This window comes from Rhodopirellula sp. SH410, assembly GCF_055811895.1.
In genome coordinates this window covers 3290886-3305033 of the sequence record NZ_CM147949.1, presented here as the reverse complement: position 1 = coordinate 3305033, position 14148 = coordinate 3290886, and the positions used below count along the sequence as shown (strand labels likewise).

Genomic DNA, 14148 nt, shown 5'->3' with positions numbered 1-14148 from the left:
TGGCGACCTGTTGCGAAATCAAACATCCCAGCAGTCGTCACGTCGGTGTGCCCGCCAAAACGGACGATCGCGGGGGGCGCTGACGGTTGTCGAGGCGGTTTGCCGAATCGGAAACGAAGAGGGGCGGCAAATGCTGACTTGTCCCCGCGGCTCGCAAGCCAAGCGACGCGCCCCGCGAGGCTGCAATGGCGAGGGAGTGATGGGGGCGCTGCGGGCGTCGCCAACGGTTGCCCAAGCGATTCAACGAGTGACGCCGAATAACTTCCTCCGAACGTCTTGAGACGCAAACGAATCCTCGCAACCAGCGGAACGATTTCGCTTGTGATATGATTTTAAAGCCGCTCATGATGATGCCACTCCCCCCAAACAATCGCTGCGACGCAATCAATCCCATGTCCAAACAGCACACTCCTGGCAGCAAACGAGCGATCCAACTGCTGGCATGCTTGGCGTGCGTATGCTTTCACACAGACACTTCGCTGGCGGCACAGGATCGGGCTCAGGACGCGGCACCGCCAATCAAGAATGTGCTCTTGATCGTGTCCGACGACCTGCGGGCGAATACCCTGGGGTGCTATGGCGATCAATTCTGCAAGACGCCCAACATCGACAAACTGGCCAGCCAAGGATTGCTCTTTACGCATAGCTATTGTCAGGGAACATGGTGCTTGCCGTCACGCACCTCGTTCATGTTCAGTCGCTATCAGGGCAGTGGGAAGCGAACGCTCGGGGAAAACTTCAGGAAGCATGGTTTCTACTCCGCCCGGGTCGGGAAAATTTTCCACATGAAAGTGCCCGGCGACATTATTGCGGGGACCCACGGAGTCGATGTCGCCGAGTGCTGGACCGAACGCTTCAATTCACAAGGCGACGAGGCACACACACCCGGAGACTATGCTTGCCTGAATCTCAATATTTTCACCGACGCCCTCGAGGGCCGGCAGTCAACCAAGATGCCGCACCGCATGTTTGTCACGGTGAGCTATGAGGGAGACGGTTCGGACCAACCGGACCATAAGACCGCCAGCAAAACCATTGAGCTGTTGCGTGAGCACGGCGGCGACCCCTTCTTCATTGCCGCGGGATTCGTTCGTCCACACTACCCGATGGTGGCGCCACAGCAGTATTTTGATCCCTATCCCTGGCAGGACATGCAGGTGCCCGAGCAGGTCGAAAACGACCTCGCTGACATCCCGAAATTGGGGCAAACGGCAAGCCGTTCGGCGAAGCACGGGATCGATCAGTATCCCGACAATCAGAAACGCATGTGGGCGGCCTACTACGCGTCGATCACCTTCATGGATGACCAAGTCGGCCGCATCCTCGAGGAACTCGACCGACTTGGGTTGCGTGAATGCACGGCGGTGGTCTTCACCAGCGACCATGGCTATCACCTGGGAGACCACTCATTCTGGCAGAAGTCAAACGCCCACGAAGAAGTGACACGCGTCCCGCTGATCATCTCGGCCCCCGGATACAACGCCGGCCGGACCGATTCGATCGCCGAATTGGTCGATCTGTATCCGACGCTCTCGGAACTTGCCGGAGTGGCTGTGCCCGAAGACGTCCAAGGCCTCAGCCTCGTGCCCGTCCTGAAAGACCCCACCGTCAACGTCAAGGATGGAGCATTGTCCTTCTCCAATGGATATGCTTGGCGCACCAAAAACTGGGCCTACATGCGTTACCATGACGGATCTGAAGAGCTCTACGACATGCGGCGCGACCCAGGGCAAATCACCAATCTCGCGGATGATCAGGAGCACGAGGGCACGCGGAAACGCATGCAATCCGGACTCGACGCCCAACTCGACAAAGCAGCAATCGGCCGCGCCCCAGCAAAACCTCTTTCCAAATTGCACCTAAAATGACTCTCGCAGCTCGAATCCTCCTGTTGGCGGCTCTCATCGCACCTAACTTCGTGAACGCTGAATTCGCGAACGCTGACGAAGAACGCCCCAACATCGTCTTTCTCTTCAGCGATGACCTGACCACTCAAGCCATCTCGGCCTACAACGATGGATTGGAGCTCCCCCCGACGCCGAACTTGGATCGTCTGGCCAAAGAGGGAATGCTCTTCGAGAATAGTTTTTGCGGAAACAGCATCTGCACTCCATCTCGGGCAACTGTGATGACGGGTTGGCACAGTCACAAAAACGGAATCGTCAACCTTGGCGGAGCGTTGGCCCCCGACAGTCCCACCTGGCCCAAGAAACTAAATCAGAGTGGCTATTCCACGGCCGTATTCGGGAAGTGGCACATGAAAACGAAGCCACAGGGTTTTGACGCATGGGAAGTCTTCAGCGGCCAGGGCAACTACTACAATCCGAAACTCCATGGCCCCAAGGGCAGTCGTCAGATCGAAGGGCACTCGACGGACATTGTCACAGATGTCGCGTTGGACTGGCTCGAGAACCGTGACGAAACCAAGCCGTTCGCTCTGTTGATCCAGCACAAGGCACCGCACCGGAATTGGAAGCCCAGCATCCAAGAGCTGCAGCTCTATCGGGACATCACATTTCCCGAACCAACTTCTCTCTTTGACAACTACGAAGGTCGCGTTGCTGCCTCGAATCACAAAATGGGAATCGACAGTGATATGAGGATGGGGTCGGACCTGATGCTGTTCGAAGACGATCAAGCCAAGAGTGTGTTGGGCCGACTGACCGCGGAGCAACGCAAAGCCTACCTGGCGGCATTCGAAAGCGAGAACGCCGCGTTCTTAGCCAACCCGCCGACAGGAAAGGAACTGGTTCGATGGAAATACCAACGTTACATGAAGAATTACCTTCGCTGCGTTGCAGGTGTTGACCGCAATGTTGGCAGAGTCCTCGACAAGCTGGATTCGCTAAACCTCAGCGAAAACACAATCGTGGTTTACTGCGCCGACCAAGGATTCTATCTCGGAGAACACGGCTGGTTCGACAAGCGGTGGGCGTATGAAGAATCTCTCAAAATGCCCCTCATCGTTCGCTGGCCCGGGATGGTCGAACCAGGTAGCCGATCTGCAGCCATGGTCCAAAACATCGATTATGCCCCGACACTCCTCGACGCCGCTGGAGTGAAGACAGACTGGGCGGTCGATGGCATCAGCCTAATGCCGCTGTTGAAAGGTGGTGGTGTCACGCCGGAAGATTGGCGCAAAACCATTTACTATCGCTACATCGACCCAGGACACGGAGTTGCCCAGCACAGCGCGATCAGAACCAACACCCACAAACTCCTCCACTTTGACCAGCCTCGGAATGCGACCGAGGAAGCCAGTCTGTGGGAACTCTACGATCTCAAAAACGATCCTCAAGAGATGACCAATCTCGCAGACGACGCCACTCACGCGACAAAACTCGCGTCAATGAAAAAGCTCTTCTGGGAAACCCGGAAACACTACAACGACACCGACGAAGACTTATGGACCAACCGAAGAACACACCACTTCGATCCCGAGGACTACATTGCCCCACCAAGACGGCGATAACGGGATCATCCGACGGAAGCGTGCGTCGGAGGTTTTGGAGTACTGTCTCAAGTGTCCCATGATTTATTTGTGCGATTGGATTGGCGGCGTTAGGCTGGACCTGCCGGGAACGAGGCTGGGCCTGCCGGGAAAATCGGAGCGAAGCTCTGCAGAGGTGCGGGCTTGGCAAGGGATATCCCGGTCGATGGTACGCCAACACGGCAAACGCACACTATAGCACGGGAATTCCCAGTACTTTAGCGAGATAGTCCAGGTTCCAACCAGCGACTCGTCGCCTCATCGCAACGCTGTACTTGTCGTCTTGCTGCTTCAGCATGCTCAGACCGAAGCGTTTCAGCCACGCCATATTGTTCGCAGTGTTTCGCTCGCGGACTCGATTTTCATCCTCGCGGAATGTCACATCGAGGCACCAATGAAGCGTGTTCTCGATCGCCCAGTGACCGCGTACGTAGCGAGCAAACTTCTTTACTCCCGGTGCAATCGAAGCGATGAAGAATCGAACCTCGGTTGAGGACTTTGAGCCACTCTCACTTTGCCGGATAGCGACACCTATCGTACGTAATCCTGACCATTTGTCGAAGTTCGCAAGTTCCTTCGGAGCCCGCATATGGTAGTAGGTGATTTCATCCACACGACCGTGTCCTTTGAGAGTCTCAGCGTAGCGGCGTACCTTGATGTCCGCGAAGTCATTTTCCATATGCTTGGTGACATAGTCCCGTACCGAGTCATGCAGCTTTCCCTGGTTGCCCTTGAGCGCAAGAACAAAGTCGCCTTCGCCATCAATGATCTTCTTAGCAATCTCTCGCTGACACCCTGCAGCGTCGATCGTGACCACCGCCCCCTTGATTTCAATATTGTCCAGAAGTTCAGGAATCGCAGTGATTTCGTTAGATTTCTCTTCCGTGGCGAGTTGCCCAAGGCTGATCGAGCGATCGACTGCCCAGGCGCTAACCAACCACAAAGGCCCCAGTCCTTTTGACCGATCGTGGCTGCGTCGGAGAGCCTTACCGTCAATCGCGATCTGATTCATAGCGGCATCTTCCTCCAACGGTGCAACCTTTTGAATCCATGCCTGGAAACAGTTCTGAAATGCGAGTGGCTTGAGGGCTGCAAGCAAGCGTCCCAAGGTATCGTGAGACGGAATACCGTTGGGGAGTTTGAGATGCTTTTTCAACCATGCTTGATTAGTGTCCGCCCAGATGCCGATTGCTTGCGGTCCATCGGCTCCTGCAATGACCGCCATGATACAAATGACGAGTAGATCGCCGAAGATATGGAGTCGATTAACGTGGGAACGCGGGTCGTTGAGTTCGTCAAAACAAGTGAGTATCGAATCGACGTTATCGAACTGGATTTCGGCCATAGAGATGAACTTTGGAAAGCGATGGGAAGCAAACAAATCACCCCCATATCATCACCTAAAAACCGGCCGAGCGCAACTCGACGCATGCTGCCTATTTAACCCAAAGTGCGCGTTGGCCGTGGGTACGCCAATGGTCTTGTCAGTCCCTGCCGAACATGCGTTCGGCAGGGACGCTTCTTTGAAAACAGATTCGATACAGGAGTGATGCCTTAAAAAACCGTCCACTCTACTCTCACCCACCCTTCCGTCGGATGCGCCTGCTTTTCTAAGACGGTCAGCCGAAGATGGCCCGAGTGGATTACCTGTCGGATTGACAAGCTGGAAGCATATCCCACATCCAAACGCCCGTGGCGCAGGAATCCACCGCGGGCGTTTTTTCTGTTCATGGGTGACGCCAATCGTTGTTGAGTAATTGACTTGCCCTGTACGGAAATGTGCCGTACAATTCGATTCTGCCTCAGGAGAACAGTGATGGTCAATGCGGAAACCAAGTCAGCAAGAATCGAGACGCGTGTTTCGGCCGAACAGAAAGAACTGATCGAACGTGCGGCCGCTTACGTCGGCCGCACGGTCTCCGAGTTTGTGCTTGGCAATGTTGAGCAGGCCGCGAGGGCGGTGATCGATGAGCATGAAAAAATCAAACTCGATCGACAACAAAGCAAAGCTCTCGTTGAATCACTTCTCGCACCTGCGGCCCCCAACAAAACGCTGCGTGCCGCTGCACGAGATCACCACAAACGGGTGACGAGCCGGTGAGCGATCGTCCGTCGCGTGACTTCGTCTGCGAAGCTCTCTCGAAGAACCACGATCGAAAGCAATTCACCTGCGGCGTCAACGCTCTCGACAATTACTTGCGCCAATCTGCCAGCCAGGATGTCAAACGCAAGACTGCAGCGGTTTTCGTCATTTTTCCGAAAGACGCACCAAATCGAATCGCAGGCTTCTACACGCTGTGTGCAACCTCGGTCGAACTGATTGGGCTGCCCAACGAATTGGCAAAACGTCTACCGCGATATCCTCAAGTTCCCGGAATCCTGATTGGTCGGTTAGCTCGCGATGAAAACTTCCCAGGCATCGGTAGCTTGCTGCTCGCCGACGCACTTTCGCGTTGCGTACGATCCGCCGACGAAATTGCGGCAGCGATGATCGTTGTCGACGCCAAAGATGAAGCTGCCATGGCGTTCTATCAAAAGTTTGGTTTCGTACTGCTTCCAAAATTGAAGTCGCGGTTGTTTCTACCCATGGCAACCGCCTCGAAGCTCTGAAGCCCGCGATCCACTGCTTTCAATGCCGTCTCATCGTTCCTAGAAAACGGCGTATTTAGAGTTCAGAGGCACATAGCACCTTCTCAAGAAAATTGCTGCCAGCATCAAAATCAGCTTTCCCGCACTCAGGGGTAGGCCAAACTCCTCGAAGAGGTGCTGTTTCTCTCAAGGAAAGCATCATGGTGGAGATGGCAGTCAGAAAGGGGACCAGGGTGGCAGCCGAAAAGGGGCTCACCAAAATGGCGGGGTGGGGAGGCGGAAGGGACTGACTTGAGGCCGCCGGATCAGTTGTTGTGGGAAGTTTTCAACTTCACCCACAGCAACGCTCCGGAGAAATCTCAAGGCGTTCATTTTGGAACATTTCGAACTCATCCGCCGCATGGTCCTCGTCGACGGTCTGTCCGTCCGCGAAGTCGCTCGGCCGCTCAAGCATTCGCGAAAGACCATCCGCAAGGTATTCGGGCTATCGGATAGATGCCGTTGCGGCTTCGTTTCCAAGCGGAATCGAGATCCGAAATTTGAGACTCGGTCTTCTTCTGCTGGCCCCCCTAACTCATCAGCAACGATTCGTTGCCTGCCTGGAATCCATTGGATCCGACCTGCCGACCAGATACCAACAAAGAGGCCTGACCGCCTGACCCATTTGGCTTTTCCGAGAAGAATCAATCTCCCTGGTTAGGCAGTATGGGTCATCTCCGTCAGTTGCTTGGTCGCGATGCCGATGGGCCGATCCAGTGGGATACCCGCGCAGGTTAGGATCGTGGAGAGCAGGTCGCCTTGATTGCCTCGGGTGTCTGGCAGGAAGCGTCCCGTGTGGACCGTGCCGCCGCCTTTGCCGGCGATAATGAAGGGGAGGTTTTCGCGGGAGTGTGCGTTTCCGTCTTCCAGGCCCGAGCCCCACATCATGATGCAGTTATCGAGCAGGGTGCCGTCGCCTTCCCGGAGGCTGGCCATTTTCTTCACCATGTAAGCGAACTGGGCGATGTTGAACGCGGTGATCGCGGCGACTTTCGCGACTGGCTCGGGCCTGTTCTCGTGATGCGTCTGGGAGTGATGTTCGTCATTGAACCCGAGCTCTGGATACGAAACGCCGTTCGGTGTGGAGCCGATGTAGGTGCTCACGCGGGTCGTGTCGGTCTGGAAGGCGAGCACGTTGAGATCGCACATGACCTGCATGTACTCGCTGCGTTTGTCGCCCTCGGGAATCTTAATTTCGATCGGCGGGGAATCGGATGCGTTGCGTTTGCTCGAAACGACATCGGCCTTCTCCATCGCGGCGTCTTTTTGACGGTACTCGATGGCGGCGATGCGACGTTCCACCGCGCGCACGCTGTCAAGGTATTCATCGAGTTTGTGCTGGTCATCCCGCGAGAGTTTCCGGCGCAGGTCTTTGGCACCATCGAGCACCAGGTCGAGCATCTGACGATCGAGTGGGTCCGCTTTGGCGAGCTGCCCCGGTTGGTCGGTTTTTCCGAACAGTCGATTGAGCACGCTACGCGGATTTGTCTCGGCGGGGACTGCCTGCGTCGGCGAACGAAAGCTGCAGTGCGTATAATATCCTTCGTTGAGCCCCTCCTGATTCTCCTTGTGCGTCTGCGGCATCGTGGCTAGCTCCAGCGACGCCAGCGACGTGAATCCGCCGACAAAGTTGGCCGCGATCTGGTCCGCGGAAATCGCAATGCTGATCTCGCTCCGCTTGTCCGGATCGGGCAGCTGCGCCGTCAGCCAAGTCGAGAGCTCCAGCGCGTGCGGAGCGCCCCCGAAAGGCGTGATCGGCACGCCCGAGATACCTTTCACGAGCAGGCATTGGTCGAGTACCGGTTGCAACGATTCGAGCGCGGGCGGCGGCGAAGTCAAAAAGCTCTCCGCATTCGCCGGCCAAAACTGATCCGGAATGACGCCGTGAGGCATGTACATGAAGCCCAGCCGCACCGGCGGTTTGTCCGTCTCGTGCTTGCCTGGATCGGCCCACCCCATGGTTTCCAAAAGCGGCAGTGCGAGGGTGGCGCCGATCCCCGTCAAACAGGTGCGACGATCAAGGCGAAATTTATTGATCATTGGACGATTCCTTAGGCGACGATGTCTCGGGTTCATGGATGCGGCGATTAACGAACGGATAACTGGTGACGATCGAGGAGATGAGAGTCTGCATGCGGTAATCATCCTTCGCGATGGTCTCCATCAGTTGGTCGACCACGATCTCATCGTAGCCTTCGAGCTGGCGGCACAGGGCATAGGCCAGCAGTTTGCGCGTGAGGTTCCGTGCCAGGTCGTCCTTCCGCGCGGCAATGATGGCTTTTAGATCTCGGGGAGCAGAGAAGCGATGCTCGCCCGGCAGCTCGCCTGCGGCATCGATCGCTCCGCCGGTAGCGTCCTGGTCCCGCCAGCGCCCGATGGCGTCGAAGTTCTCCAAACCAAACCCGATCGGATCGAGAATATTATGGCAGTTCGCACACACGGGGTTCGTTCGATGGAGCTCCGTGCGCTGCCGCAGAGTCAGATTCTCCACGGCTTCTTTGTCCTGGTTTTCCAACGGCGGAATGTTCGGCGGCGCTGGCGGAACGTGTTCGCCGAGTACCTGTTCGAGCACCCACACGCCGCGTTTCACGGGACTGGTGCGGTTCGGGAAAGACGTCGTCGCGAGGATGCCGGGCATGCCCAGGATGCCACCGCGGTTCGCGTCCTCCAGCTTCACTTTGCGCATCTCCGGTCCGGTGACGGTTCCTTCGAGACCGTACAGCGTGGCGAGCGTGCCGTTGAGGAACGTGTAGTCGCTGTCCACGAAGCCGACCACACTGCGGTTGTCGCGGACGATGCTATCGAAAAACAGCTGCGCTTCGTCGTACATCGCCGTCCGCATCTCGGCGGTCATTTGCGGAAACATCGCGGGGTCGAAGGTCTTGCTTTCGATCTCCATGAGGCCGAGCCACTGCGCGCCGAAGCCATCGAATAGCGCCCGTGACCGGGGATCGGCGAGCATTCGCGTGACCTGCGTCTGCAGGATCGCGGGCTCGTGAAGGGTGCCGTTGTCGGCGAGCGTGGATAACTCCGCATCGGGCATCGTCGCCCAGAGCAGGTACGAGAGGCGGGAGGCCAGTTGGTAGTCGTCCAGTGGGGCGATGGTCTGCCCAGGTGCGGCCTCGTCAACGGGCGTGATGAACAGGAACTGCGGGGAAACGAGTACCGCCTTGAGCATCAAACGTAGCGACGCCGAGTAGTCGAGATTGTTCGCGCGAGCCAGATCGAAGACGCCCACCAGCACCTCCAGCTCTGCTTCCGAAGCGGGCCGGCGAAAGGCGAGCCGAGTCAGCGAAGTAACGACCGTTCGCGCCGCTGCGCGGTGATCCGCGTCCGGCGCAGGCGTGTCGCCAAATAGCCGCTTTTGAATCTCCGTCGGAGGCTGATCGGGGGACGCCAAAATCTGCTCCAGCACCTCATTGGCGATGCTGAGATATTGTTCCGACTGGAGTGGCGACAGCGTGTTGAGATACCCCTCGCCGAAGACCTCATCGGGCAACGCCGCCGCGACCGCCGGGTCCACTCCAAAGAGATCTCGCAGCGTATTGCCGTATTCCACCTTGGTCAGGCGACGGATCACAAACGCGCCCGGGTCCTTCGGGCTGAGAAACTTGATCGTCTCGACCCAGTCTACGAACATTTGCCGCTCTTCATCGGTCGGCTGTTCGTCCACGTCCTCCGGCGGCATGTTGTGCGTCTTCACATTGGCCAATGCCTGATTCCACGCCTTGGCCGAGGAGGCAGCTCCGGGCACCGCCAGCGCCGGGGAAAAATTAATGCCACCCTCCATCGCGTAAATCCCGTGACAATCGTTGCAGTAGCTCTTGAAGAACGGCTTGACGCGATCCTCGAACACCTTCTTCGTCTCAGCCTCCAACGCCGCGAAATCCCGTTCCTCCGCTGCCACAGCCACTGCACTGGGCAGGACCAAGGCAAAGCCCGCGAGGGTCAGGGCCTGCAGACCACCACGAACGGCCGCGGCGGTCATGATCGACAATCGCTTGCAGGACGCCGCGACGCCTGCGAAGCGGCGGCTGATGCCCGCAGAGAAATCGTGTCGTGCGTGAATGAGGGTTAGATTCATAGATTGGGCCTGGGTTGAATAACGGGATCATTGTAACGTGATCTCCCTTCCACCGATTCCAGCAACCTTCCGGAATGCGGATTTTGGCACGGGGAAGTTTCCGACCCACAGCTCTCTCCAGAGCGATGCAAAGACAGAGGAGCATCTATGTGGCGAACCCTATCTCAGATATTCGTGCTGGTCTGCATTCCAGCCGTTGCCGCGGCTGAAAGGCCGCTGTCCGCCGGAGCCACGTTCGCCGGAGCCACGTTCGCTGGAGCCACGTTCGCTGGAGCCCCCTTCGCTGGAGCCCCCTTCGCTGGAACCCCGTTCGCTGCACGGGACACGCTTGCTCCAGGCATCGAAGCATCTTCGGACGCCCAAGCTTGCTTGGACGGATTGGTCTGGCAGCCAGCTGATTTTCAAGTGCGTGTCGAAAATCCGCTGCAGCGTCGCGGTGATTGGAAGGTTCAATTTCCGTCGCCCATCGACAGCGGAGACGCCGTCAACGATACGGTCACGATGGAATGGTTCGTTGCCCGCGACGAAGCCAACGCGCCGATCACGGCGCCCGCAGTCGTCGTGGTCCATGAATCGGGCAGCGGCATGAAGGTCGGACGGATGCCCATCAGTTGCCTGCCCGGATCACGCGGCGACGATGGATCTCAATCGCGAAGCGATGGCAGCACATAGCCGTGGGCGTCAGCCCACGGTACGGGATCGAACACGCGCGTGGAGCCGCGAAGCGGCGGTAGCAATGCGTTGCTGTCGCCGCTTCGCGGCTGGCGGCGCGTGGTTGCGTTTGATCTGCGGGCTGACGCCCGCAGCTAGGTGCTGCCGCAGCTTCGCTGCTAAGAAATGGCGACGCTTCGTTGCTCGTGCATGACGCAGCTTCGCTGCTGGGGTTTTGAATCGCGAAGCGATGGTAGCACGTAGCCGTGGGCGTCAGCCCATGGGACGGGATCGCAACCATGCGCCGAGCCACGAAGCGGCGGCAGCAATGGTTCGCTGTCGCCGCTTCGCGGCTGGGTGGGGCGGCGTTCGATTGGTCTGCGGGCTGACGCCCGCAGCTACGTGCTGCCGCAGCTTCGCTGCTAAAAAATGGCGAAACTTCGCTGCTGGGGCGTGAAATTGCTCTGCGGTTGGGTTCATCCATGATGTTCGTCCTCGAAAAGGTATTCGGGGCGAAATTCGATTTGGTGACGCTTTAAGAAGTCGGTGTATTCGTCCTGGAAGGTCACGGTCTTGTGATGTGCTTCTTGTTTTTGGATGTATCCGCGAATCATTGGTATTCGCGAATAGCCTGCGGTGAATGCACCGTAACCTTTTTGCCATTCAAAGGGGCGTTTGATTTCGGGTTGTTCGTTCATCCAACGCGACGAGTTGGCTTTGATGTCACGAACGACATCAGAGACCGCGAGCGACGCAGATAGGTGCGTGAGGATGTGAACGTGATCGGCGACACCACCGATTTCGATCATGCTTCCTTTTTTGGCACGAATGGTTCCGCCGATGTATTCGTAGAGACGCTCGCGAATGTCCGCGATGATCGACGGGTGGCGATACTTTGTAGCGTAGACGATGTGGTACGTCAGTTGGGTGAAGCTGCCCATCAGTTGCCTGCCCGGATCACGCGGCGACGATGGATCTCAATCGCGAAGCGATGGCAGCACATAGCCGTGGGCGTCAGCCCACGGTACGGGATCGAACACGCGCGTGGAGCCGCGAAGCGGCGGTAGCAATGCGTTGCTGTCGCCGCTTCGCGGCTGGCGGCGTGTGGGTGCGTTTGATCTGCGGGCTGACGCCCGCAGCTAGGTGCTGCCGCAGCTTCGCTGCTAAGAAATCGCGACGCTTCGTTGCTCGTGCATGACGCAGCTTCGCTGCTGGGGTTTTCAATCGCGAAGCGATGGCAGCACATAGCCGTGGGCGTCAGCCCATGGTACGGGATCGAACACGCGCGCGGAGCCGCGAAGCGGCGGTAGCAGTGCGTTGCTGTCGCCGCTTCGCGGCTGGCGGCGCGTGGGTGCGTTTGGTCTGCGAGCTGACGCCCGCAGCTAGGTGCTACCGCAGCTTCGCGGCTGGGGAGTGACGCGGCTTCGCTGCTGAAAACGATCATACGTGCGCCTCTTGCTTCGCGAAACGGTCGATCAATTCATTAACGGCTGGCTCGAGTTTCTCGTCGAAGTCGAGCTCCATCTCATAAACGTTGCAGAGCTCGGCAAACGCCCACCGTCCGTACGTGCCAAGATTGTTGACACCGGGAATCCAGTACGTCTCCATCGTCGCTTTTTTGTCTTTCGCGTCTTCGCGTCGGTAGCCTTTGACTTCGACGACTAGGGTCAGCAAATCGTCGGGGCCGTAGCCGTCGTCGACTCGGACGATGAAGTCAGGGATGTACTTTCGTGACTCACTGCCCATCTTGTAGGGGACTTCTAGACCGAGGCCCTGGTTCTTGACGTAGGCATGCACGCGGTCGTGGGATTCGAGCACGCGGCAGAACTCGGCTTCCCAGTCGCTGTCACAGATCACCCAGTTGACGTGGCAAAGACGCGAATCGGTTTCCCAGCGGATCGTTTTGCTGGTCGTGAAGTTAACGAAGTTCGTACTGCCGGTCGGATTGTACGGATCGAGCATCGCTTTGATGGGGCGTTCGCCGATGAATGCACGCGAGATGGCGTGGGTGATTCGCTCGCAAGCCATGTCGGCGAGTTCTTGATAGAATAGTTGAGCCGGCTGACTTCCATCGCGACAATGATCCGGCCGCGTCACGTGATTGGGCGATTCTGTCGCCTCGCGTTCCTGTGTTTCGCAATGACGCTGCAAGGGAATGCGACAAGCCATGGCCGCTTTGCTTTCTGACATGTGCGGCAAGGGGATCGCGTCGGAGTTCATTTCGATGCCAGTACAGCGTCCGAAACAGGCATCGCCAATTGCGGCTCCGCACTTGGCGTCTGCCGAAGCGACCCGCGAACTCGCTGCAGTTCCGCAATCCGTTTTTGCAATCGAGCGATCTCATCGTCGATCGCCGCGAGGTTGCGTTCTTCGATCGGTGAAGAGAGATCTTCACCCAGGCGATCGAGTTTGCTGATTCGGTGCAAAATCGGGACGGTCAAACTGAACGCACCAATCACGATCGAAGTCGCCGCGATCAATCGCCAAATGGCTTGCGAATCAATCTGCGCGAGGATCACCGTACACAGCAGCAACGCGAACCCAAAAATGATCTGGCTGCCGATGAAGTGGACCCACTGAAATCGTTTCGCCAGCTTCGCGATCGACAACAAGCAGACATGCACCGTTGCGACGCCAAGGGTTGAGACGCATGCCGTCAATTTCCAAAACATCTCGTAGTCAACATTGCCCCATATTCCGATGAGCATCAAAGCCGCCGACACGATCGCGAATACTAAACCGGACTTGGGTAGCAGATTGCGACCGCGGGGTGTGCGCGATAAATCGCACGCGAGCCCACACAGGCTTGTCACCGCGACGATGACCGTCGTCAGCATGACTTGCGCCTCGAACCATCCCCACTTGTCACGCAAAATGAATACGATCCCAAGGACCGCGCCGAGGACCACCGAGCCGATCAGTCCCCACAGAAAACACTTCGTTGGCAGCGGTTTGTTGATTGTTAAGTGATCAGACATTGGTCGAGTCTTCTTGAATGGAGAGCGATGTCGGGGGAGGCGTTGTATCCAACAGGAGCCTCCCGGCCGAGCGGCCCTGCGCGAAAAGTCGATCTGACGCTGAGATTTTTTGGCGAAAACTCATGGGCGGTTTCGCCGCTTTGGGCTCCGAGTTGGCAGCTCGATAAGGGTCCGTGCGAGTGTAGGGAAACGTCGAACCAGAGAATTCATGTAGCCGCGGTCATCGGATTGCATGCGCCCAATCTCTCAGCTTCCTTGAAACAATCTCCGGCCCAGCGGAAAACGTCTAGAATGACTGGATCGTGACAGTCGACATG

The 14148-nt window shown here is 57.5% G+C and carries 13 protein-coding genes; 5 read left to right on the top strand and 8 right to left on the bottom strand.

Translation table 11 applies throughout. The annotated features are described in order from the left end of the window. Positions 1 to 392: 392 nt before the first annotated feature. Together SH410x_RS12130 and SH410x_RS12125 are read left to right on the top strand one after the other, a co-directional pair. A complete protein-coding gene (locus SH410x_RS12130) occupies positions 393 to 1868 on the top strand; it encodes a sulfatase (protein ID WP_473676751.1) in 1476 nt (491 codons plus the stop codon). Continuing rightward, positions 1865 to 3472 (top strand): sulfatase family protein, encoded by a 1608-nt coding sequence (locus tag SH410x_RS12125; RefSeq protein ID WP_473676750.1) that lies wholly within the window; start codon positions 1865 to 1867, stop codon positions 3470 to 3472. Before SH410x_RS12130 ends, SH410x_RS12125 begins: the two co-directional genes overlap by 4 nt. A 211-nt stretch (positions 3473 to 3683) precedes the next feature. Here SH410x_RS12125 and SH410x_RS12120 read toward each other — a convergent pair whose 3' ends face one another. Beyond that, positions 3684 to 4835 (bottom strand): ISAs1 family transposase, encoded by a 1152-nt coding sequence (locus SH410x_RS12120; RefSeq protein ID WP_473669442.1) that lies wholly within the window; start codon positions 4833 to 4835, stop codon positions 3684 to 3686. Between the two features lie 471 nt (positions 4836 to 5306). On the opposite strand from SH410x_RS12120, the gene SH410x_RS12115 reads away from it, so the two are divergent. Beyond that, on the top strand, positions 5307 to 5591 hold the full coding sequence (locus tag SH410x_RS12115) for a type II toxin-antitoxin system TacA family antitoxin (protein WP_473676749.1): 285 nt from the start codon (positions 5307 to 5309) through the stop codon (positions 5589 to 5591). Then, positions 5588 to 6100 carry a hypothetical protein gene (locus tag SH410x_RS12110; protein WP_473676748.1) on the top strand — a complete coding sequence of 171 codons (513 nt, stop codon included), beginning with the start codon at positions 5588 to 5590 and terminating at the stop codon, positions 6098 to 6100. Before SH410x_RS12115 ends, SH410x_RS12110 begins: the two co-directional genes overlap by 4 nt. 675 nt (positions 6101 to 6775) lie before the next feature. Here the strand turns inward: SH410x_RS12110 and SH410x_RS12105 are convergent. Beyond that, the gene (locus SH410x_RS12105; RefSeq protein WP_473676747.1) at positions 6776 to 8158 is read right to left on the bottom strand and encodes a DUF1552 domain-containing protein; all 1383 of its coding nucleotides are present in this window, start codon (positions 8156 to 8158) and stop codon (positions 6776 to 6778) included. Next, a complete protein-coding gene (locus SH410x_RS12100) occupies positions 8148 to 10106 on the bottom strand; it encodes a DUF1592 domain-containing protein (protein WP_473676746.1) in 1959 nt (652 codons plus the stop codon). The genes SH410x_RS12105 and SH410x_RS12100 overlap by 11 nt, the downstream gene beginning before the upstream one ends. A gap of 243 nt (positions 10107 to 10349) precedes the next feature. Here SH410x_RS12100 and SH410x_RS12095 point away from each other — a divergent pair, with 243 nt between their 5' ends. Further along, positions 10350 to 10874, top strand: a complete 525-nt coding sequence (locus tag SH410x_RS12095) for a hypothetical protein (RefSeq protein WP_473676745.1) — start codon at positions 10350 to 10352, stop codon at positions 10872 to 10874. Here SH410x_RS12095 and SH410x_RS12090 read toward each other — a convergent pair. From SH410x_RS12090 to SH410x_RS12070, 5 genes are read right to left on the bottom strand one after another with little or no spacing between them, the layout of a single operon-like run. Beyond that, complete coding sequence (locus SH410x_RS12090; RefSeq protein ID WP_473676744.1) at positions 10810 to 11337, bottom strand: hypothetical protein; 528 nt, start codon at positions 11335 to 11337, stop codon at positions 10810 to 10812. The two genes, SH410x_RS12095 and SH410x_RS12090, sit on opposite strands and share 65 nt — an antisense overlap. Then, positions 11330 to 11794: an IS200/IS605 family transposase gene (gene tnpA / locus SH410x_RS12085; protein WP_473676743.1), complete on the bottom strand. Its 465-nt coding sequence runs from the start codon at positions 11792 to 11794 to the stop codon at positions 11330 to 11332. Before tnpA ends, SH410x_RS12090 begins: the two co-directional genes overlap by 8 nt. After that, the gene (locus SH410x_RS12080; RefSeq protein WP_473676742.1) at positions 11794 to 12297 is read right to left on the bottom strand and encodes a hypothetical protein; all 504 of its coding nucleotides are present in this window, start codon (positions 12295 to 12297) and stop codon (positions 11794 to 11796) included. The genes tnpA and SH410x_RS12080 overlap by 1 nt, the downstream gene beginning before the upstream one ends. Further along, on the bottom strand, positions 12294 to 13073 hold the full coding sequence (locus SH410x_RS12075) for a restriction endonuclease (RefSeq protein ID WP_473676741.1): 780 nt from the start codon (positions 13071 to 13073) through the stop codon (positions 12294 to 12296). The genes SH410x_RS12080 and SH410x_RS12075 overlap by 4 nt, the downstream gene beginning before the upstream one ends. Continuing rightward, positions 13070 to 13831 carry a hypothetical protein gene (locus tag SH410x_RS12070; protein WP_473676740.1) on the bottom strand — a complete coding sequence of 254 codons (762 nt, stop codon included), beginning with the start codon at positions 13829 to 13831 and terminating at the stop codon, positions 13070 to 13072. The genes SH410x_RS12075 and SH410x_RS12070 overlap by 4 nt, the downstream gene beginning before the upstream one ends. Positions 13832 to 14148 lie beyond the last annotated feature (317 nt).